The organism is Mucilaginibacter sp. GW821-FHT07H05, assembly GCF_059418485.1.
In genome coordinates, this window is sequence record NZ_JBWKPY010000009.1 from 270,291 (window position 1) to 292,121 (window position 21,831).

15 protein-coding genes are annotated in these 21,831 nt (G+C 45.5%); 10 read left to right on the forward strand and 5 right to left on the reverse strand.

Features of this window, described 5'->3' with window-relative positions; genetic code table 11:
- Nucleotide 1: 1 nt before the first annotated feature.
- The gene (locus AC07M6_RS23120) at nucleotides 2-733 is read left to right on the forward strand and encodes a pirin family protein (protein WP_494893610.1); all 732 of its coding nucleotides are present in this window, start codon (nucleotides 2-4) and stop codon (nucleotides 731-733) included.
- Here the strand turns inward: AC07M6_RS23120 and AC07M6_RS23125 are convergent.
- On the reverse strand, nucleotides 726-1,196 hold the full coding sequence (locus tag AC07M6_RS23125) for a DUF6265 family protein (RefSeq protein ID WP_494893612.1): 471 nt from the start codon (nucleotides 1,194-1,196) through the stop codon (nucleotides 726-728). The two genes, AC07M6_RS23120 and AC07M6_RS23125, sit on opposite strands and share 8 nt — an antisense overlap.
- A 172-nt stretch (nucleotides 1,197-1,368) precedes the next feature.
- On the opposite strand from AC07M6_RS23125, the gene AC07M6_RS23130 reads away from it, so the two are divergent.
- From AC07M6_RS23130 to AC07M6_RS23165, 8 genes are all read left to right on the forward strand, one after another.
- Nucleotides 1,369-1,857: a nuclear transport factor 2 family protein gene (locus tag AC07M6_RS23130; protein WP_494893614.1), complete on the forward strand. Its 489-nt coding sequence runs from the start codon at nucleotides 1,369-1,371 to the stop codon at nucleotides 1,855-1,857.
- Nucleotides 1,858-2,015: 158 nt separating this feature from the next.
- A complete protein-coding gene (locus AC07M6_RS23135) occupies nucleotides 2,016-4,976 on the forward strand; it encodes a ligand-binding sensor domain-containing protein (RefSeq protein WP_494893616.1) in 2,961 nt (986 codons plus the stop codon).
- 20 nt (nucleotides 4,977-4,996) lie between these two features.
- On the forward strand, nucleotides 4,997-5,623 hold the full coding sequence (locus tag AC07M6_RS23140) for a response regulator transcription factor (protein ID WP_494893618.1): 627 nt from the start codon (nucleotides 4,997-4,999) through the stop codon (nucleotides 5,621-5,623).
- Nucleotides 5,624-5,995: 372 nt separating this feature from the next.
- On the forward strand, nucleotides 5,996-6,367 hold the full coding sequence (locus tag AC07M6_RS23145) for a VOC family protein (RefSeq protein ID WP_494893620.1): 372 nt from the start codon (nucleotides 5,996-5,998) through the stop codon (nucleotides 6,365-6,367).
- Between the two features lie 9 nt (nucleotides 6,368-6,376).
- Nucleotides 6,377-7,240, forward strand: coding sequence for a helix-turn-helix transcriptional regulator (locus AC07M6_RS23150; RefSeq protein WP_494893622.1), 864 nt, complete (start codon nucleotides 6,377-6,379; stop codon nucleotides 7,238-7,240).
- A 687-nt stretch (nucleotides 7,241-7,927) separates the two neighbouring features.
- Nucleotides 7,928-10,969: a SusC/RagA family TonB-linked outer membrane protein gene (locus tag AC07M6_RS23155; protein ID WP_494893624.1), complete on the forward strand. Its 3,042-nt coding sequence runs from the start codon at nucleotides 7,928-7,930 to the stop codon at nucleotides 10,967-10,969.
- 13 nt (nucleotides 10,970-10,982) lie between these two features.
- Nucleotides 10,983-12,425 carry a RagB/SusD family nutrient uptake outer membrane protein gene (locus AC07M6_RS23160; protein WP_494893626.1) on the forward strand — a complete coding sequence of 481 codons (1,443 nt, stop codon included), beginning with the start codon at nucleotides 10,983-10,985 and terminating at the stop codon, nucleotides 12,423-12,425.
- Nucleotides 12,426-12,758: 333 nt separating this feature from the next.
- On the forward strand, nucleotides 12,759-12,944 hold the full coding sequence (locus AC07M6_RS23165; protein ID WP_494893628.1) for a hypothetical protein: 186 nt from the start codon (nucleotides 12,759-12,761) through the stop codon (nucleotides 12,942-12,944).
- Between the two features lie 177 nt (nucleotides 12,945-13,121).
- On the opposite strand, the gene AC07M6_RS23170 is transcribed toward AC07M6_RS23165, so the two are convergent.
- Nucleotides 13,122-13,436 (reverse strand): type ISP restriction/modification enzyme, encoded by a 315-nt coding sequence (locus AC07M6_RS23170; protein WP_494893630.1) that lies wholly within the window; start codon nucleotides 13,434-13,436, stop codon nucleotides 13,122-13,124.
- Between the two features lie 426 nt (nucleotides 13,437-13,862).
- Between AC07M6_RS23170 and AC07M6_RS23175 the strand changes: the two genes are divergently transcribed.
- Nucleotides 13,863-16,070, forward strand: coding sequence for a glycoside hydrolase family 3 C-terminal domain-containing protein (locus AC07M6_RS23175; RefSeq protein ID WP_494893632.1), 2,208 nt, complete (start codon nucleotides 13,863-13,865; stop codon nucleotides 16,068-16,070).
- A gap of 160 nt (nucleotides 16,071-16,230) precedes the next feature.
- Here the strand turns inward: AC07M6_RS23175 and smc are convergent, their stop codons facing one another.
- The 3 genes from smc to AC07M6_RS23190 form a co-directional block, all read right to left on the reverse strand.
- Entirely contained in the window at nucleotides 16,231-19,767 is a 3,537-nt protein-coding gene (gene smc / locus AC07M6_RS23180) for a chromosome segregation protein SMC (protein WP_494893634.1), read from the reverse strand.
- A gap of 216 nt (nucleotides 19,768-19,983) precedes the next feature.
- Nucleotides 19,984-20,769, reverse strand: coding sequence for a PhzF family phenazine biosynthesis protein (locus tag AC07M6_RS23185; RefSeq protein WP_494893636.1), 786 nt, complete (start codon nucleotides 20,767-20,769; stop codon nucleotides 19,984-19,986).
- 51 nt (nucleotides 20,770-20,820) lie between these two features.
- On the reverse strand, nucleotides 20,821-21,720 hold the full coding sequence (locus tag AC07M6_RS23190) for a WD40 repeat domain-containing protein (protein WP_494893638.1): 900 nt from the start codon (nucleotides 21,718-21,720) through the stop codon (nucleotides 20,821-20,823).
- Nucleotides 21,721-21,831 lie beyond the last annotated feature (111 nt).

Sequence of the window (21,831 nt, forward strand, 5' to 3'; positions counted from 1 at the left end):
GATGGAAAAACTATCACCGGGACAAATTTACCTTGCCGATCAGCGCGGTGTTACCGAAACCGAAGGATTAACCCGGTGGTGTACTTTTAATTATGGCGATTATTTTGATACCCATAGAAAAGCCTTCGGGTCCCTGCTTACGCTGAATGATGAGTTGTTTATGCCCGCTCATAAAGCAAACTACCAGCCTGTGCAGGCAGTTTGGATGGTAATTATCCCAATTACCGGCGAGGTAGCTTACAAGGATGACTTGGGTAATGGCGGAATAGTTGATGTGGGCCAGGTGCAATTGCGTTATGTGCCGGCTGGGAATATGATTGAACTGTCCAATCCTTATAATGATGACCGCATTAACTTTTTGTACCTGGAGTTTAAGGCCGGCGATACAGGCCTGGCATCACTGATCCCCCAACTGTACGATTTTGATTTTGAAGACAAGCAAAATACGCTGATAGATGTGGTGACTACCAGTCAGCCCGACTCGCTAAAAGCCTTACCTTTCTCGTTGCATATCGGCATGTTTGATGGCCGGAAGGATACTTTATACCAGGTTAGGGAAGGGGCCTTGTTTTTTGCATTTGTAGTTGCCGGGGCTTTTGAATTACAGGGCCGGCTGATGCACCAGCGCGATGGCCTGGCGCTTTGGGACCTGCACGATGCTGATATGGAAGCGTTAAGTAATAACGCCGTGGTAATGGTGCTTCAAATGAAAAAGCAGGTTACAGCTAATTAACCCGCCTGTAATGAAAATCTATCCGCTTTTTTTTACCGTATAAGTTGCCGTCTATCCAGGCGTTAAGCGAGTCTTTCCCTACAAACTGGTAGGCCACTACCTGGGGATAATCATGTTCGGGGTTACTGAATAAATAAATACCGTTGTAGGACGATGTGAGTTTAAACAGGGTGGGTTTACCATCATTTTGCCCATTTACGGTAGGGATGTAATACACATAATTATCTTTTATCATCAGCTGTACCTGCTCTTCGCCGGTGGTATCGCGGCCCGCTATTTTGAAACCATAGCCGCTTAATTCGGTATCGCTGATCTTCTTCCATTGTTCGCAGGTATAACCTTTGGTGGTTTTCATTTTCCAGGTGCCGCCGGTTAGCTGAAACAAGGGTTTAAAGCTGTCCTGTTGTGTTATTGGGGTAAATGATAGTAAGAGCAGGACTGCCGGTAAAATGATATTTTTCATGACGGGAGCAATTAGGTTATCTCAAATTTAGTAAAAAATAAGTGTATGGGTACACCCTTTTAGGGGGATATTCATTAGTGCTATCAGCATATCTGCGGGTGGTATCAGCACATCAGCACCCGGGTTTTCAAATGATATTTGGTTAAAAATATCACAAGAAATATCACAGATTATGAGAAACAAATTTTTACTGGTATGTATGATCTTAGGATCGTTTGCCGCAGTTAACAAAACTTATGCGCTGGATGGCGGTGTTGCCCCCAGCTATAAAGATGTGATCAACAATTATATTGATGGTTACGTAAACGGGAATTACAAAAAGCTGGATAAGGTGTTAAGCGATGATGCCAGCGTAAAAATCCCGCGTGCCGATGTAGTGCTGGTACACAGCAAAAACAACCTGATGGAGCAACTTAAAAAAGATGGCGGCGGTATTAAGCAAAACTGCGAATCTAACTACGAGGTCGTGGCCAAAAGCGATGCGATGATCATAGCCAAAGTTGATTTTAAATACAACGAATTTACCCAGCATAATTACCTGGTGCTTGAAAAGAACGAGAACAAAGAATGGAAGATAACCCAGGTGTGCAAGTTTTTTGAAGATGCTAAAACTAAAGTGGATACAACCCCCGTTCCTAATATTACGGCAAGCAATAATTAATAGCTTCCTGTTTATAAAAACAGTAATTTTAAACAGCCCCGGGTTATTCCGGGGCTGTTTGCTTTTCACCCTAAACGGGTGAACCGATTATTTTTAATAAACCCTATTTTTGAAACTGGAAAAATGGCTTTTGCCACCAGGCTTTTATACTGTTAAAATTGGACAAAATACCAGGTTATATACGCCGCTTTACAAGTTTAACCGCAATTGTGTGTTGCCTTTTAAATATTAATGCTGCATTTGCCCAGCGTTATACCTTCACGCATTACGATATCGAGAACGGGCTGATACAATCGCAGGTGAACCGCTTGTACCAGGATAATAACCATCGCTTATGGATGGCAACCTTAGGCGGCGCCAGCCGGTTTGACGGGATGGATAACTACTCCATATCGAAGGCAACCGGACTAAGGAATAATAGCGTAAGCACCGTTTTTTGCGATAAGAACGGCACCGTATGGTTTGGTACCAATAAAGGGCTTACCAGTCTTATTGGTCAAAGGCTGTATAACTATACCATGCCCTCACGTTTAAAGGATGGGTGGGTTTCCCGCTTAACCCAGGATGCCGGCGGCACCATTTGGGGTATCATGAGCAATCATTTGTTTAAGGTTACGGGCAAAAGTGTACAGCTGGTAAAGGTGGCCGGCCTGCCCAATTCGGTTACTACCGTTACGGTAAACCAACAAGGCCAATTGGTAGTGGCGGTAAAGGAGGTGGGTATTTTTACGCTAAAAGGCGGTCGGTGGGAAAACATAGTGATGCTGCCAAAACCAATAAGCGATGTATATGGCGTAAAGCTTTTGTTTGATAAGCAAAATCCAAACCGGCTATTTATGCTGGCTTACAAATACCTGTTTGTGGTAGAGAACCACACCATTACACCCTATGCGGATGATTTGCTGAAGGATGCGCGCCGGCCATTTTTAAGCATGGAGCAGGATGCAGCGGGCAACCTGTGGATTGGTACTACCAGCGGCGCTTATTGCCTGAAACAGGGGAAACTCATCCGGTTTGATTCGCGCAATGGCTTTACCGACGCTTCTGTTTCGGATATTTATAATGATAAGGATAACAACCTGTGGCTGGGCACACAGGGCGCGGGTGTATACCGGTACGATGGGGATGATTATGTGATCTATGATCAATCATCACAAGGTGTAAAAGAAACGCCTATTGTAATGGCCCTGGCGCTGGATAATAAGCAAAACACCTTGATTGGCATTGATGGAGGGGGCGTAGCCCGTTATGATGGAAAGAACTTGTCGACCCTTTGGTTTGATGCTACGGGAGGGAGTTACCGCAGGGTTTTAGCCTTATATAAGGATCATAAAGATACGGTATGGATAGGTACCAGCATTGGCGGTTTTTGGAAATACGACGGCCATAAGTTTACGGTTATAAAAGGTACTGATCATAATTCGGTATTCGCTATAACCGAAGATGCCGATAACCTGCTTTGGGTAGCCACGCCAATGGGCATTTACAATTATGCTAATGGCAATTTTAACGCAGTGGGTGTCAGCGTGCATACATCGGCCTTATTGCCTTTGGGTAAAGATTCCCTGCTGTATGGGACGCAGGAAGGCCTGGGCTTGCTGGTGAACAAAAAACCGGTACCCGGTTTTAAAATAAACCTGTTAGACTCATCATCTATTTATTGCCTGATGAAGTATAAAAACTTCGCCATTATAGGTACCGATGATCAGGGCATATATGTTTGGGACCGCAGCAACGGCCGCGTACGTAACTACCAGATGAAGGACGGGCTTAAGGCCAACAGCATTTACAGCCTTGCGGCAGATGAGCATGGGTTAATATGGGCAGGAACCGGCAGAGGGGTAAGCCGCTTATCTATCGATGCCAAAACAATGGATTGCACCATGTACAGCACTGGCGATTCAAAAGACCGTATCATCGAATCGAACCAAAACGCCATTTTATACCACGATCATAAAATGTTTGTAGGCACAACCAAAGGCCTGGCTATCTACAATACAGCGCTACCCGCTACGTCATCAGCGGCACCGCATGTTATTATCAACAGTGTTAAATTATATGGGCAGGACAATTCAAAATCGAAAGTGTTAACCAACCCGGCCGAGTACCATGATATGGTGCTGCCCTATAGTCAAAACCATTTGGCTATATCTTTTTTGGGCGTGTATTTAAAAAATCCCGAAAGCGTATCGTACCAGTACCGGTTAATTGGTTTAGATGATAAATTTCGCACACCGGTAAAAAACGATATGGTTGATTATCCCTCGCTGCCGCCGGGGCATTATACTTTTGAGGTAAAAGCCATCAGTGGCGATGGACAGGTATCAAAAAATACGGCCACCTTCAATTTTGAAATTACTCCGCCTTTTTATCGTACCTATATTTTTCAGTTAGGGGTTATCCTGTTCCTGATATTTGTTGGGGTAGTGATACAAAACATGGTCCACCAGCGTAAAATACAGCGCCAGCGTGCCCTGGAGGCCATGAAACGCGAAGAGAAACTAAAGATCCGCCAGCAAACTGCCGAAGATTTTCATGACGACCTGGGTAACAAGCTTACGCGGATAACCGTACTAAGTGATATACTGGATGCCAAATTAGATGAGGAAAAAACCGAACAGAAAAAACTGGTACTCCAGATCAAGCAAAACGCGGCGGCCTTATACAACGGTACACGGGATATCCTGTGGGCAATGGACCCCAAAAGCGATAATTTATACGAAGTATTAAACCATATTAAGGAAACAGGCATTGATATATTTGAGGATACCCATGTGGATTTTAGCATGGAGGGTATCAGCGACGAACAAACCGCTATAAAGCTGCCGATGGAATACAGCCGTAATATTACCATGATATTTAAGGAACTGCTGAACAACGTATTGAAACATGCCGACGCGCACCAGGTGAAGGTAGAATTTCAACCAGGCAACGATGAAGGGAAATTACGCATTACAGACGACGGCATTGGCTTTGATACCGAAACCACTAAACGCGGGCATGGCCTTAATAATGTAAAGGCCCGTGCCAGGCGGATAGGGGGCGAGTTATCCAGCTCATCGGCAAAAGGCAAGGGGACTACTGTTGAATTAATATTCAGGATAAATAAAAAGGGCTGATCACCAACAAATTTGATAAAATGGAACGCGATATAAAAATTGTAATTATTGAGGACGATGAAACCATCCGCACCGGGTATACCTTCCTGATTGGCAATACGGAGGGGTATGATGTGGTTAACTCATACGCCAGTTACGATGAAGCGGCACCCCATTTAGTGGCCGACAGGCCGGATGTGATATTGCTGGATATTGAACTGCCCGGTACCAACGGTATTGAAGCCCTGCCTAAGATAAAGAAAATGCTGCCCCATTGCTATGTGCTTATCCTTACCGTTTACGAATCGCAAAAGCAGATCTTCGATGCGCTGGCCAATGGGGCGTCGGGTTATTTAACCAAAGGGACCCCGGCCGTAAAGATCATCGAATCGATAAAAGAAGTAAAAGAAGGCGGCGGACCCATGAGCGTGAACATTGCCCGCATGGTCATCAGTTCGTTCATGAAAAACCAGGATTCGCCGCTATCTAAGCGCGAAACCCAGATCCTGGAACTGGTGGTAGAAGGCAAAAGCCGCAGCCAGATAGCTAAGGAACTTTTTATCGACCTGGAAACCGTACGCAGCCACATCAAAAACATTTACCTTAAGCTGGATGTAAACTCCCGCGCCGACGCGATAAAGACGGCTAAGGAGAATAAGCTGATCTAATGTGCGTATGTGCAAATATGCGTATGTGCAAATAATTTAATTTGCTAATTGACCATATTGCATTTTGGCAATAATAGCGTTTGCATCCATCCTGTATTAATTCCTCATCTGCATATTTGCACATAAGCACATCTGCACATCTCCTTCATAGGCATGCCCGCCTAATGTGTTAAAAAGTGTTAAAATAAAATAAATCCCCCTATCGGGGGGATAAGACTACTAAATTGATAGTCTAAATTTGAAACATACAATACAATACTATAACTGATCGGGATTGTAACCAAATGCCTATGTAAAAGTGCCATTTCAGGTGCACTTTGTACAAAAATCAATTACCACCATTTTACAATAACGCGGGTAGTATTATAAAGTATGAGAATAAGATATATTCCGTTTTTTACCGAAAATATGGAAGAGCAAGTTAAATTTTTCACAGACAAATTGAAATTCAGAGTAGTTAGTAAGCTCGACTTGTACGGGCATACTCCGGCTACAGTGGTTCAAAGTGAAAATAATGACGTGCAGGTAGCCATAGCCGAAAACAGGGAATATAGAAGCGGTAAAAACTGTGTCATCCTAAGCACCGACGATTGCTTAAAGGACTATCATTATTTAAAAGCCGAAGGCCTCATTTTTACAAAAGAACCGCATTATGTACCCGTGGGGATGGTCGCCGAGTTTTGCGACCATAGCGATAACCGGTTTATGTTACTTGAAGAACGGAACTATAACGACGACCTTTAACCAAATGCCATGAGATATAATAAAACCCTTCGCAACAATAACACAATTTGGAGCGATACCACCAGCCACAAACAGCAAACACAGCATACTAACGATTTTAATATCCGCTTTGTATTTAGCGGTGATGAAGTATACCAAATAGGCCGCAGGCAATTAACCCTGTACCCCGATCAGTTTTTGATATTGAATAAGGGTACCCAGTATACCAGCAAAATTGATTCGGCCAGGCCGGTCGAGTCGTTCTCGATGGGTTTTGATCAGGCCTTTTTACAGGATTTCAGCAACAGCTGGCAACTGAACGAGCGTAAACTGCTCGATCGTAACAGTAGCCGTGTGCACGAGTACGATTTTAGTGAAACCCTGTATCCGTTTAAAGGCGATATCCGTTTTAACGTGCAGCACCTGCGTGATTATATGGATAAAGGCGTACACAACGAGATGCTGATAAACGAGTACATGCACCATTGCCTGCTTAACTATTATACCATTTACGATCAGGAGATCTATAAAAAGATAGAATCGCTGAAGTTTTTAAACCGCAGTACCAAGGTAGAGATATTGCGCCGTTTAAATTTAGCCAGGGAGTATTTGCTCAGCAACTTTAACCAAAACATCAGTCTGGAAGACCTGGCCGATCATGCCTGCCTTTCGGTTAACCACCTGTTGCGTACTTTTAAGCAGGCGTTTCATCAGTCGCCGCACCAGTTTTTAATGCAAACCCGTTTAACCCGGGCCAAGCTGCTGTTAAAAACAACCAATTACCCCATTAACGAAATTGTTAACCTGGTAGGTTTCGAGTGCCCAAGCTCGTTCATCAGGCTGTTTAAAAACCGGTACGAAATAACACCTTTAAAATTCAGGTGTTCCCTATAACATTTATAATGATGGTTGACTGAAGCCGGGTAGTGTAAAAGCTCCCCGGCTTTTTTGTGCCAAGTTATATTTCAAATTCAGGGTTAACACAACTTAACATAATTCAATTTAAAAACTTTTCAAATATTTGATAATCAATCGTTTAATCTCTTTTCGGGGTTAACATGAAATGACTTAAAAGTCATTTTTGACCCGTCCTGAAATAGCTTTTATTAATGGGAGCAAGGATACTCCATTAGGAGTATAAGGTTTGCAGCACATAAATTGAGTTTGAAAGCATGCCGCAGGTATGCAACAAAATGGGGTTCAACACCTACGGCGTTGGTCGGGATCTTGTTGATTGCTACAAACCTTCAACCTCTACGAGGTTCCGTACCCCATAGCTTGATGACTACCTCCGGGGCACAGAATCTATTGAGCCCCGCATCCAAAATATGCCGTAATGATCAAAATGGTGATTGCCGCATATCCGCGGGTGATACTCGCATACCCCTGCCTGCTTTGGTTTCCTAATATTACAATTTAACAAAAAGGTCACCAAAGGCCTGTATTGATTTTTTTATTAACTGTCTGCACATGTCGTTACATCAACCCAACCAAAATTCACCCTGATCTATCATTCAAAAAGCTGATTTACAGCAGGTAATGTATTCTTTAAATACACAATAATTAACAAACACAAAACACATGAAACAAAAATTACTTATCATTTTATTATTGGGCTTTGCGGTATTAACCAACGCATTTGCCCAGGAAAGAAAAATTACGGGTAAGGTGTTAAGCGCTGATGACAATCAGACTTTACCCGGCGTATCCGTAAAAATTAAAGGCACAACCAAAGGTGTATTAACCGATGGCGATGGCAACTTCAGCATTACCGCCAGCACCGGCCAAACCCTGGTGTTTACCTATATTGGGTATAGCGAGCATTCGGTAGTGGTACCGGCCGGTAACTTCCCGGTAGTAAAACTAACCACTAACAATAAGCTCCTGAGCGAAGTTGTAGTTACGGATGGTTATACCACGCAATCTAAAAAGTTCCGTACAGGGGCGTCAACCACTATTTCGGGCGTTGAGAATGAGAACAAGCCGTTTTCGAGCCCGATGCAGGCCTTACAGGGCGAGGTTGCCGGTTTAAACGTGGTGATGCAAAGCGGCCAGCCAGGCGCTAACGTGCAGGTACGTTTACGTGGTGTAGGCTCAATTGGTGCAGGTTCAAACCCATTGTATGTTGTTGACGGTATGATTATTAACGCGGGCGACCTTTCCAGGTTAACAACCAGTACCAACGTATTATCAGGTATTAATGAGAATGATATCGAAAGTATAACTGTATTAAAAGATGCGTCTGAAACAGCCATTTATGGTTCGCGTGGTGCAAACGGTGTAATCGTAATCAATACCAAGCGTGGTAAAGCAGGCAAAACCCAGGTACGTGTTGATATGGAGGTTGGTAACACCAAAAACATCAACCCGCCTACAGCAGGCCGGCCATTAACCGCCGACGAATGGAAAACCTTGTTTATTGAAGGTGAAAACAATGCAGCGGCCGATTTCCCGGCTACTTATACCCCGGCCAGGGTGGCCAGCGATATTGCAGGTGCCGGCCTTAACGGTGGCTTAAGCAACGATTGGTATAAACTGATAACCCGTACCGGTCAGCAACAGCAATATAACGTATCTATTAACGGTGGTACCGAAGCAACACGCGTATTCTCATCTGTTGGTTATTATAAACAGGAGGCTACCACTATTGCTTCTAATTTAAAAAGGTATACCGGCCAATTAAATGTTGATCATAACGTGAGTAAAAGGATAGGCTTAAGCGCTAATATCAACTTCTCTAACATCAACCAAAATACACCTTCAAATGGCGGCGCTTTTGCTAACCCTAATGGTGGCATATGGTTTTTAACGCCATACCAGTTAGCTTACAATCCCGATGGCAGCTATAATACCAGCCGCAGCGGTAATACCAATTTTAACAGTAACTACAACCCCTTGTTTTTGGCCGCGAACGATAAAAAATACGATTCGCAAACCAGGATCTTAACGGGCCTTACCTTAAAATGGAACATACTGGATAATTTGAAATTCAGCAGCTTTGGCAGTATTGATTATAACCTGTTAGAAGAGCAGCGTTTTGATAACCCGATTTTAGGTGACGGCCGTTCGGCCGGTGGCCGTGGGTATGATTATTACACCCGCTTTTTTAACTGGTTAACCCGTAATCAATTTGAGTACCGTACCGAAATAATCACCGATTTGCGTTTTAACGCTACGGCTGGTTATGAGGCACAGCGTTCACAAAATTATTCAATTAACGCGCAATCAAACGGTTATCCCGCTACTCAGCCTTTGTTAACAGCCTCGGCAGCAGCATCAACACCTATCGCGGGCAGCGGTACATTTTCTAACTATGCTTTCGATTCGTTTTATGGCATAGGTGGGTTTGTATACAAAGGCCGTTATTCGTTTACCGCCACCTTCCGTCGCGATGGATCATCGGTATTTGGTACCACTAAGCAGTTTGGTAACTTTTACTCGTTAGGCGGCGCCTGGAATATCGACCAGGAAAGCTTCTTTAACAAGCAAAGCATCTTCTCATCTGCCAAATTACGCGGATCATACGGTACCGTGGGTAATGCGCAAGGTTTAGGTAACTATGCCGCACGCCCAACAGCCGGTTATGGAAATAACTATGCAGGCGCTAACGGACAGAACTATAACACTGTGGGTAACCCCGAATTAACCTGGGAATCTCAAAAGAAAACAGATATAGGTGTTGATTTTGGTTTCCTGCACGATCGTTTAAGCTTCAGTGTTGATTACTACCGTAACAATATCGACAACCTGATCCAAACCGCGCAAATTTCGCGTACTACCGGTTTTGCCGGCATTACCCAAAATATTGGCGCTATGATCAACAAAGGTGTCGAAGCCAGCATTAAAGGCGTACCGGTACGTACTAAGGATTTCCTTTGGTCAACCAGCTTTAATATAGCGCTTAACCAAAACCGCGTATTGTCTTTAATTAACCATGCGCCGGTTGCCAGCGGTACCTTCCAGTTCCGCGAGGGGATGGATCTGAACACTTATTTTGTGCGCCTGTATGCCGGTGTTGATCCTGCTAACGGTAACGCGCTTTGGTATACCGATGGTACCCGCACCGCTACCACATCTGTATACGGTAACGCAACCCGTGTAAACCAGTACCAGGCCGATCCTAAAGCATTTGGTGGTTTTAGCAACACCTTTAACTATAAAGGCTTTAACCTTACTGCCGATATCTATTACAACTTCGGTAACATGCTTAATGATGCTAACTGGGGCTTTTATTTAAATGACGGTTCTGCGCCAATCAGCAACAAGTACTATTATAACTATGCCAACAGGTGGACTACGCCTGGCCAGGTTACCGATGTACCTAAATATTCAAACGCGGGTGTAAATGCCGGTCAGTCGTCAAGCTTCTCAACCAGGTTGCTTTATTATGGCGATTACCTGCGCCTGAAAAACCTGGTGGTTGGTTACGAGTTTAAGGATTTGATCGGGCTTAAAAAATTAGGTATCACTAAATTATACCTGTATGGCCGTGGTACTAACCTATGGACAAAAACTTACGACAAACGTTTACCATTCGATCCGGAACAAGGCACAACCGGTTTGGCCAACCTTGATGTATTCCAGGCTAAAACGTTCACAATTGGTTTAAATGTTGGTTTCTAAAAATTCAAATAACATGAAAATTAAAAGATTAATATATTTATTACTTGCGGGCGCAACGGTTTTTGCATCCTGCAAAAAAGAGTTCCTGGACGAGAAACCGCCAACCGCGGTACCGGTAGCCGACGCGATCAAGACCGAAAACGATTTGGCCGATGCCGTGAACGGGATGTACAGCGCTATGCGCGCGTCAACATTTTATGGCAGGGATATCCCGGTTATAGGTGATGAACTGGCTGATGTTACCTATATATCCGGTACCAACTCGGGCCGTTATCTGGCCTATCAAAACTATAGCTATATAGCCGGCACTGCCGAGCCTGCCAACATTTGGGGACAGGGTTACTTTACCATTTTGCAGGCTAACCGTATTATTTACGCGGCCAACAGCATGGGTAATACCAATAACGTAAACCAGCTGAAAGGCGAGGCTTATATTGTACGTGCATTATGCTACCTGCAATTGGTGAACTTTTTTGCGCCGCCTTTTACTGTTAACCCCGCTGCCGATGGTGTGCCATTAGTTACTGCCCCAACCAATGTCATCGGGCCATTTGCAAAGCCATCAAAATCAACCTCGGCAGTAGTTTACGCCAAAATCATCAGCGATTTGGACAGCGCTTTTGCAATTATGCCAGCAGCAGGTACCACACTGCATGCTATAAACTCCGAATACCTGGCTAAATATGCGGCTAAGGCTATCCAGTCGCGCGCGTATTTATACAAAGGCGATTACGCTAACGCCCGCGATGCTGCACTGGCTGTAGTTACCAGCGGCGGTTATACCTTGACGCCGTCTACCAGTTATGTGGCTTATTGGGCTAACCCTGCCGCGCAGGCCGGTAAGGTAGAAACCATTTTCGAACTGGCTTTAAATTCGGCTACCAATAACGGTACAAACGGTTTAGACAACTTTTACTGGCAAAATGCCGGTTATGGAGATGCATTGGTGTATACCGATCTGTATAACTCATACTCGGCTACCGACATAAGGAAAGCGCTGATCACTACAACCAGCCCTACCAGAGGCGCGGTATTAGGTATTGGTAAATACACCGCATTTAATAACGCATCCGAAAAGGATGATATTAAGGTGATCCGTTATGCCGAAGTATTGCTTACCCTGGCCGAAGGCTATGCACGTACAGGCAACGACCTGCTTGGCCTGCAATACTTAAACCAGGTGGCTAAACAACGTGATCCATCTTTTACGGGTTACGTATCGGTAGGTGCTGCATTGCTGACCGACATTTTAAACGAGCGTAAAAAGGAACTGGCTTTTGAAGGTTTAAGGTATTGGGACCTTACCCGTTTAAACCTGCAGGTGGTGCGCCCTGTGCAGGCAGGTACCGCACCAACCGCGGCCGGCCTGGCAGTTGACAACCCCAAAAGGATATTCCCTATCCCGCAGGGCGAAATTGACGCAAACCCTAACATTAAACAAAATACGGGTTACTAAACCATTGCATATGAACAACAAAAAGGCCCTGATTTCAGGGCCTTTTTGTTGTTTGAATATGTTTAATACACCTGTAAAACAGGGTGATTTTCACCTATGCGCAAGCGTACACAACAGCTACTTTTACAGTAACCGAATGTTTCTTCATTTAATATTTGGTCAGTTAATAATAGTTAATTAAAAGGCCAGTCACGCGAGGTGGGTGGCTTTTTCTTTGCTAATATATTCAAAAAAATCAATAATCCAAAAATGTGCTAAAATCACCAAACTTATTCTTTTTGTAACGTTTTTTTTCTGTTTGCGTCTATTAAGTGAAACACATCAACCATCATCATGAAACACGCAATAGCAATAGCCGTAGCCGGTAGTATTATTGTTAATACTTTAGGCATTTGTAAGGAGGACAAAAAACACGACGTTTTTATAAAAGCCGATACCAAATTTAAAAACGAGAAAAAATGCAGCGCATCTGTGAAAAATAACAGATGCAAAGGCTGGCGAAATTACCGGGCGGCTTAGCCCCGTTTAACGGTTTAAAAGAACAAACAATTTAACAAGGGCGCAACGCGGCTATCCCAATTTACAGGGCAGGAATATATCAATCCGTTCTGCATAGCTGGGATAGCCACATTGCGCCCTTTGTATTATCCGGCAAGCATGGTTCCCAACCTGGCGCATACATCCGCTTTTTGACTATTAAGGGTGGTTATGCCTGAGTTTGCCGCCTATCTCAACCAATTCCCAAAAAGTATCCGCATCCGTTGGGCAAGGGAGTGTACCGGGACCCGTTTTTAAAAATGCCGCGTATGGCTGGTGATAGCCCGGCTTATGCGATAAGGCATACAAATAATCCAGCACATCGGTACGGGTAAAACTTTGGCGGTATTGGGGGCGCAAACCGGGTACATTGGCATAGCATACCTCGCCGCCGGCCTCATCGGGGCCAATATAGCTGAGGCCTAAACCTGTCGCTATTTGCCGGATAAGCTGGTCGATATGCTGAGGGTTCATAAACGCGGATGGTTGTTGCAATGGGCAAGGTAGTAAATTGTCCGAAAATGCAATCTCTCCTGAGCAGCATGGAAAAAAATGGAATTGCCCCCAGCGTGGAACCCTATAAATCCATATCCGTAATGTCTCTTTCCGAGGTTTTACCTTGGGAGAGCAGGGTAGGGATATAAAACAGAACAGCAGAATCTCCCTCGCGGAAATTCTGCCGTTCACACTAAACTATTGATGGAAAACTATTAAGTAAACAGTTCAAAATAGCGGAATATAATCGGGCGTATCAACCGTGTTTTCACGGTATTTAAGCCGTTTTAAAAACAAAGTTGATTTGAACTATACTTTTTTTGACAATCGATTGTATTTTGATTTTCTAAACCTTATTATTGTTCACCCATTACCAATTGCTATTTTAAAATCTAACCTCGCCAAATGAAAACTTGCTGTAAGTGCCTGTTCCTGTTCACTATCACCGTAATAACTGTCAACGCTGTTGCGCAAACATTACCCTTTCGGGATACCAAACTGAGTTTTGAAAAACGTGCCGACGACCTGGTAGGCCGCCTTACGCTGGAAGAAAAAGTAAGCCAGATGGTTGACCAGGCAAAGGCCATCCCGCGCCTCAATATCCCCGAGTATAACTGGTGGAATGAGTGTTTGCATGGTGTGGCAAGGGCCGGACTGGCTACGGTATTCCCTATGCCAATTGGTACGGCTGCAAGTTTCGACGGGCAATTGATGACCAATATAGGCAATGCTACCAGCGATGAGGGCCGCGCCAAATACCACGAGTTTTTACGTAACGGTAAGCATGGGCGCTATGAGGGCCTGACGTTTTGGTCGCCCAATATTAATATCTTCCGCGATCCGCGCTGGGGCCGTGGTATGGAAACCTATGGCGAAGACCCTTATCTGACCAGCACAATGGGTGTAAACTTTGTAAAGGCTTTGCAGGGCAATGATCCGCATTACCTGAAACTGGTGGCTACACCCAAGCACTACATGGTACACAGCGGCCCCGAAAACGAACGCCATAAATTTGATGCCACTACCGATAGGTACGATTTTTTAGATACCTATCTGCCTGCTTTTAAGGCCACCGTGCAAAAAGGCAAAGCGCTAAGCATTATGAGCGCTTATAACGGTTATATGGGCACAGCTGCCCCGGCCAATGTGTTTTTGCTGGATAAGGTGCTGCGCAAGGAACTGGGTTTTAATGGTTATGTAGTATCAGACTGCGACGCGGTGTATGATATTTATGCTTACCACAAACAGGCCGCCAGTAAGGAGGAAGCTTCGGCGCGGTCGGTTATTGCCGGTACCGATCTGGATTGCGGCCCTACCTATCTTACATTGGTTAATGCTGTAAAAAGCGGAATGATCACCGAAGCGCAGATCAACGTATCGCTAAAACGCCTGTTTATGGCCCGCCTTAAACTGGGTATGTTTGATGATGATAAACTGGTAAAATACGCGTCTATCCCCTATTCGGTAGTTAACTCGCCGGCCAACCAAAAGCTGGCGCTGGAAGCCGCGCGTAAATCAATCGTATTACTTAAAAATGCCAATAACATGCTGCCTTTAAGTAAATCTGTCAAAACGCTTGCAGTAATTGGCCCCAATGCCGATTCGGAACAGGTGCAATGGGGTAACTACAACGGTATCCCCGGCGATGGTGTAAATGTAACCCCGCTGAAAGCGCTAAAAGCAAAGCTGCCCAATACCAATATCATCTACAGCCAGGGTTGCGAACTGGCCGAATTTAATAAGGGTGTGGATAGCGCCAAAGTGAAGCAAAACTTTGATGCGGCTATGGCGGCGGCCAGCAAGGCTGATGTAGTAGTACTATTTATGGGCCTTACCCCAACCCTTGAAGGCGAGGAAATGAAAGTACAAGCCAAAGGTTTTGCGGGCGGCGACCGTACCAGCATCGATCTGCCAAAGCCGCAGGAAGACCTGGCAAAGGCGATATACAAAACCGGCAAACCCATAGTACTGGTATTACTGAACGGCAGCGCGCTGGGTATTAACTGGGAAAAGGAAAACCTGCCTGCCATTGTAGAAAGCTGGTACGGCGGACAAAGCGCAGGTACGGCTATTGCCGATGTGCTGTTTGGCGATTACAACCCCGCCGGCCGCCTGCCTGTAACGTTTTATAAAAGCGTGGACGACCTGCCCGATTTTCATGATTACAGTATGAGCAACCGTACTTACCGCTATTTTAAAGGCGATGTAGTGTACCCATTTGGCTATGGCTTAAGCTATACCACATTTAAATATTCGGGACTTACTGTACCGGCACAGGCCGCAAAAGGCAAATCCATTAGCGTAAGCGTAAAAATAACCAATACCGGTAAACTGGCCGGCGATGAAGTGGCCCAGCTATACGTAAAGCATTTGAACGAAGGCATCCGTAAACCCATCCATTCGTTGCAGGGCTTTAAACGCGTATTCCTGCAACCAGGCGAAACCAAAACAGTGAACTTTACTTTAACGCCCGATCAGCTGATGCTGGTAGATAAAACCGATAAATGGAGCGAGCCGACAGGTAAAGTACAATTATCAGTTGGTGGTTCGCAACCGGGCGAGAAGAATGTGACGAGCGGTAATATAGTAGAGAAAGTGGTGGTGATCAGGTAGTACTTGAATAAGCCATCATGTCATTTCGAACGAACAGCGATGGGTGACGAGAGGGGTGAGGAGAAATCTTATACGTGCAGACAGTCCAGTCGTACAAGATTTCTCCTCACGCAATTACACAGCCAGCCCGGGTTCGTTCGAAATGACATTTTAGGGAGGGCTAATCTGCCAATTCCCTTAAATCCACTGGTACCACACGCGATACGCCTTGCTCAACCATGGTTACACCGTAAACAATATCGGTGCTGGCTATGGTGCGTTTATTGTGCGATACGATGATAAACTGTGATTCGGTAGAGAACTTGCGGATGATGTTATTGAACTTATCAATATTGGTATCATCCAACGGGGCGTCCACCTCATCAAAAATACAGAAGGGAGCAGGTTTCAGCAGGTAAAGCGAGAACAGGATAGCCGTGGCCGTCAGCGTTTTTTCACCGCCCGAGAGCTGGTTGATCGATAACGGGCGTTTACCCTTAGGTTTGGCAATAATATCAATGTCCGATTCCAGCGGGTGCTGTGGGTCGGTCAATATCAAATCGCAGCTATCTTCCTCGTTAAACAGCGAGCGGAATACGTGGATAAAATTCTCGCGCACGCTGATAAAGGCCGCCATAAATTTCTCTTTAGCCGTATCATCAATTTCCTGTATGGTGGCTAACAACGAGGCTTTGGCTTCGGTCAGATCTTTCTTTTGTGCCTGGATAAAGGTATAACGTTCGTTCATTTCGTTATAAGCCTCCACCGCCATAGGGTTTATCGCGCCAAAATCGTCCAGCTGGCGTTTCAGCTTATCGGTTTTATCGCGCAACTCGTCCTCGTTCTCGCCTTCGGGCACCTCAGCATTCAGCAGTTCTTCAATATCAATATTAAACTCAACCGAAAGTCGCTCTTTTAAAGCATTCAGATCAACCCGCAGGTTGGTGCGCTTATCGCGGAGTTCACCTTCAATAAGCTCCATATTATCCTTTTTACGCCTCAGGGTAGAGATCTGGTTTTCCGCCTCGGTGATCTGGCCTTTCCAGCTATAATAATCCTGTTCGGCTTGCTGGGCGGCTTTTTCCAGCTCTTCCTTTTGGGCGTACATTTCCAGCAGGTCATCGTCGCTATGGTCGGCCAGTTTTAAGATCTCCTGGATGGTGTTTTTTACCACGGCCAGTTCGCTACTGTTTTGTTTGATACGTACTTCCAGGCTTTCCTGCTGTGTTTCGCGGTAGTCGAGATCCTTCATCAGTCCCGATACCTTATTTTGCTGCTGGTGAAAGCGGATATTCTCCTGGTTATAGGTGTTGGATTGTACGGTCAGGTACTCGTTCAGTTCGTTAAAGGCCTGCTGTTTTTCCAGCAATAATTCGCCTTGTATTTCCTTTTGCGTTTTAAACTCGGCCAATTGCGGTTGCAGGGCCAGTTTTTCGTCCTTAATGGTCGCAATCTTACGGGCAATATCTTCCTTACGGTTGCGGCTGTTCTCAATAAAGGCCTGGTATTGCTCCTGCCGGGTTTTAACGGTGATCAGTTCGGTATTCAACTGGTTCAACTGCGTTTGCTTCTGCCTGATCGTGTCTGCCTGGCCCTCGGCTTTCAAGGCCACTAAAGTACCCTGCAACTCTTCTGATTTGTTCTTCAGCTTAGCCAACTGCGTTTCCAGTTGTTTGATCTCCTTATACAGGTTCTCCAAATTCTTGGCCCTGCCAATCCGTTTACCTTCAAACAATCCTACCGAACCACCGGCCATTGTCAATTTAGCTTTATTGAACTTGCCGCTTTTGCCTAACAGTACCACGCCATCGGGCAGGGTTTGGTTATCCAGGGCTTTGTCGCCGCTATCATCAATCAGGTAAACATTTTTGAGCAGATGGTTGCACAGGGGCTGGTAACGCGCTTCTACCTCCACCACGCTTAAAGCCGGCAGCCAATCGCCATGCACAGCAGCGGTGAAACCATCTTTCGGATAATTCTCCAGTATAAAGAACTGCGCCCGCCCGCGCGACGAATTACTGAGCAGGTTAATAGCGCTGATGGCCTCGCCGTAATTTTCTACCACGTAGTGGTTCATCATGGGTTCCAGGTAGTTTTCAATAGCTACCCGATACTCTTCGCGGCAAAACAGCACATCGCTAAACAGCGGGGCGTTTTTGGCCCATTCGGTATTTTTCTTTAAAAAGCGGATAGATTCGGGGAAACCCTCCAAATTATCCACCAAACTTTTGGTCAGGTTATATTCGTTCTGTTTGGCATCCAGCCGGCGGCTTTCCGATACAATCTGATCTTTTACGCCGGTCAGTTCGCTATCGGTAGCTTTAATTTGCTCCTGTAGTTTATCCTCGGCATCAACAGCCAGTTCCAGTTCCTTTTCAAAGGTCTCGGTACGGTATTGCAGTTCGGCCAGCACCTGGTTAAAGTGCGATAGCTCTACCTCCTTGCCGCTGGCATCCTCCATATTGCGCAGGCTTTCCTGCTCCAAAGCCTGCTCCTGGATCTGTAAGATCTCCGAATCCTTCTCAGCCTTGTAGATCTGGTTTTGCAGGCGGTTGTTAATGCTGGTCAGTTCGTTCAGCTCGTTACGGGCTTCGGTTTGGTTGCCGCGCAGTTCATCAACAGCGGCCTTTAATTCGGCTACCCGCGCTTGTACGGCTTCCAGGTTCTCGTCTTCCAGCGCCTTTTCTTCGTTCAGGCGTTTAATGTTATATAAAACGTGGTTTACCTGGTTACGGTCGCGCTCCAGTTCATCGTTTAAGCGGCTTTCTTTATCCTGCTGGTTACGTAGCTGCTCGTTCTTGATCTTCTTCTCGCTCTCGTACGCGCGAATTTTGGATACATAATCGTTAGTGGCCTTTTGCTGTACAGACAGGTTTTTTTCGCGGGTCAGGCTATCCAGCTTTTGCTTCTGCAGATCGGCTTCCAGCGTATCAATTTGAGTGAGGACGCCCGATTTCTCTTCCTTTTGCTTTTGTTCCTGCTCTTCAATATTAGCCAGCGACTCGCTGAACATCGCTATCCTGAACGAAGCCAGCATTACGCTCAGCGTTTTATATTGCTCGCGCAGTTTGTAATAACGCTCGGTTTTTTTGGCCTGGTTCTCTAAGGTTTTTAAGTTCTTTTCTATCTCGAAAAGCAAATCTTCAACACGTTCCAGATCGGCTTCGGTATCTTTTAGCTTATTGAAAGTTTGTTTTTTACGCAGTTTGTATTTGGAGATACCCGATGCTTCCTCGAATAAGGCCCGGCGCGAATTTTCCTTATTGGTGATGATCTCGTCGATCATCTTCAGTTCGATGATCGAGTAGGAGTCGGCCCCGATACCGGTATCCAGGAACAGGTCGGTAATATCCTTCAGGCGGCATTGCACGTCATTCAGGCGGTATTCGCTTTCGCCGCTGCGATAAAGCTTGCGGGTAAGCGTAACCTGCGAAAAATCGGTAGGGAGTACATTTTTGGTATTATCGAAGGTGAGGGAAACCTCGGCCAGGTTAGCGGGCTTGCGGTTTTTGTTGCCGTTAAAAATGATATTCTCCATCTTCTCCGACCGCAGCATGCGGGTGCTTTGTTCGCCTAAAACCCAGCGGATACTATCTACCACGTTTGATTTGCCGCAGCCATTAGGCCCCACAATGGCGGTAACACCCTCATCAAAATTGATGACGATTTTATCCCCAAAACTCTTAAAACCCTTTATCTCTAACTTAGTTAGCTTCATGCTGATAGTTGATGGTTCATGGTTGATAGTTCATAGCTTTTTTTGAACCTTGCCCACTAACATTTGAACCCGAAAGATACACGTTATGGATAAGTTTTATAGCGGAAGTTTTAACAGAGTTAGTCACATTGGGTGTGGAAAAAAGGTTAGAGGCGAAAGGTTAAAGGCGAAAGGTATGAGCGCGAAAACCTTTAACCTTTCGCCTTTAACCTAAACTTAAATATAGATCTCGCCTTTCAGATAAGTAACCGCTTTGCCACTCATTAGCACACGGTCGCCTTTTAACTCGCACCACAGTTCGCCTTTACGGGCCGATTGCTGGTAAGCGTGTAATTCATTTTTGCCCAATTTTTCGGCCCAGTAGGGGATCAGGTTGCAATGCGCCGAGCCGGTAACCGGGTCTTCGGGGATGCCGGCTGATGGTGCAAAGAATCGCGACACAAAATCAACTTCCTTGCCGGGCGAGGTGATGATGATACCCACTACATCAAATTTAGCCAGCAGGTTAAAATCAGGTTTGCAGTTCAGGATCTCATCCTCGTTATCGTATACCAGCAAATAATCCCTCGACCGCAAAAACTCCAGCGGCTCCTTCATGCCCAGGGCTTCGGTTAATCCGGTTGGGAGGATAGCCGGTTCAGCCGGTCGCGATGGGAAATCCAGCGTGTACTTATCGCCGTTTTTGGTAACGGTTAATACGCCTGCCTTTACGGTTTCAAAGTAAATAGTGGGCTCACTGTAACCCAACTCGGTGAACAGGATATGCGCCGTTGCCAGTGTGGCGTGGCCGCACAAGTCTATCTCAAACTCGGGCGTGAACCAGCGCAACAGGTAGCCATTGGTTGTCTTTACAAAAAAGGCGGTTTCGGCTAAGTTGTTTTCGGCGGCGATTTTTTGCATGGTAGCATCAGGCAGCCAGGTATCCAGCGGACAAATTGCGGCTGGGTTGCCGCCATATAAAGTATCGGTAAAGGCATCAGCCTGGTAAATTGGGATGTTCATAACGCTAAGATAAGGATAACTGTAATAGCCGTGAAGCAATATGTGATGGTATTAAGAGATGCCCCACACCATTACCTTTTTATCATCACCCGCGCTAATTAGCTGATCGCCGCTCCATGCCAGTTTATTTACGGATAGTACGTGCGCGGGCAAACCTTTTTCGCGACTGATGATCTTCACCAGCCTGAAATCTTCCGCGTCCCAGATTTTGACGCTTTTATCCATACTTGCCGAGGCAAACAGGGGCAGGGTGGGGTGGCAGGCAATATGGTTAATGGCAAATAAATGCGCCGGGATATTTTTAACCAGTGTAAATGTTTTAGCATCCCATATTTTCAGCTGTGCATCGCGCGAGCCGGACAGGATATATTGCCCATCAGGCGTGTAGGCGGTAGTGAACACCGCCATGGTATGGCCCTGTAAGGTGGTAACAGGGGTGTAATCCTCTAAACTGTAAATACTGACCGAATTATCCCTGCAACCAAATGCTACCTGTTTTTCATCGGGAGATATGGCTATGCTGCGGATGGTATCGTGCGATATTTTTACTACGTGCAGCAGTTCCAGCGTATCTAAATGCCAAACGGATATGGTGCCGTCTTCCGAAGCTACCAGCAGTTCTTTTTTGGATGGGACGGACTTGGTATCAAATACCGGCTTTAAGTGGTGGTTAAGCCCTTTAATGATCTTTTGCTGGATAAAATCAAACACCAGCACCTGCCCGCTGCGCAGGCCGGCAAACAGCAGTGGGTAACCTACAGGGCCATGCAGCGCGTAAATGGAAGCGTTAACCGGGAACATCACTTTAATAAAAGCCATGTCCTTCAGGCTCCATTCTACCAAACCCTTATCGTTTCCGCCTGTAAATAATATACCCGGCTTTTGGGAAAGCTCTACGGTGTAGATGGGGTTGCTGTGGCCGGTAAGTTCGGTTAACTTCGTTATTGTCATTGGGTCATTGAAATTTGCCTCAACGTCATTGCGAGGTACCGCGCAATGACGTATCTGTTTTAAACATCTTGTCATTTCGAACGAACCTGCGGAGGTAATGGGTTGGGGTGA

Excerpts from the sequence above, each read along its gene's own strand:
- AC07M6_RS23120 (WP_494893610.1), top strand. The coding sequence starts at position 2 with ATGGAAAAACTATCACCGGGACAAATTTACCTTGCCGATCAGCGCGGT.
- AC07M6_RS23125 (WP_494893612.1), bottom strand. The coding sequence starts at position 1,196 with ATGAAAAATATCATTTTACCGGCAGTCCTGCTCTTACTATCATTTACC.
- AC07M6_RS23130 (WP_494893614.1), top strand. The coding sequence starts at position 1,369 with ATGAGAAACAAATTTTTACTGGTATGTATGATCTTAGGATCGTTTGCC.
- AC07M6_RS23140 (WP_494893618.1), top strand. The coding sequence starts at position 4,997 with ATGGAACGCGATATAAAAATTGTAATTATTGAGGACGATGAAACCATC.
- AC07M6_RS23145 (WP_494893620.1), top strand. The coding sequence starts at position 5,996 with ATGAGAATAAGATATATTCCGTTTTTTACCGAAAATATGGAAGAGCAA.
- AC07M6_RS23150 (WP_494893622.1), top strand. The coding sequence starts at position 6,377 with ATGAGATATAATAAAACCCTTCGCAACAATAACACAATTTGGAGCGAT.
- AC07M6_RS23155 (WP_494893624.1), top strand. The coding sequence starts at position 7,928 with ATGAAACAAAAATTACTTATCATTTTATTATTGGGCTTTGCGGTATTA.
- AC07M6_RS23160 (WP_494893626.1), top strand. The coding sequence starts at position 10,983 with ATGAAAATTAAAAGATTAATATATTTATTACTTGCGGGCGCAACGGTT.
- AC07M6_RS23165 (WP_494893628.1), top strand. The coding sequence starts at position 12,759 with ATGAAACACGCAATAGCAATAGCCGTAGCCGGTAGTATTATTGTTAAT.
- AC07M6_RS23170 (WP_494893630.1), bottom strand. The coding sequence starts at position 13,436 with ATGAACCCTCAGCATATCGACCAGCTTATCCGGCAAATAGCGACAGGT.
- AC07M6_RS23175 (WP_494893632.1), top strand. The coding sequence starts at position 13,863 with ATGAAAACTTGCTGTAAGTGCCTGTTCCTGTTCACTATCACCGTAATA.
- smc (WP_494893634.1), bottom strand. The coding sequence starts at position 19,767 with ATGAAGCTAACTAAGTTAGAGATAAAGGGTTTTAAGAGTTTTGGGGAT.
- AC07M6_RS23185 (WP_494893636.1), bottom strand. The coding sequence starts at position 20,769 with ATGAACATCCCAATTTACCAGGCTGATGCCTTTACCGATACTTTATAT.
- AC07M6_RS23190 (WP_494893638.1), bottom strand. The coding sequence starts at position 21,720 with ATGACAATAACGAAGTTAACCGAACTTACCGGCCACAGCAACCCCATC.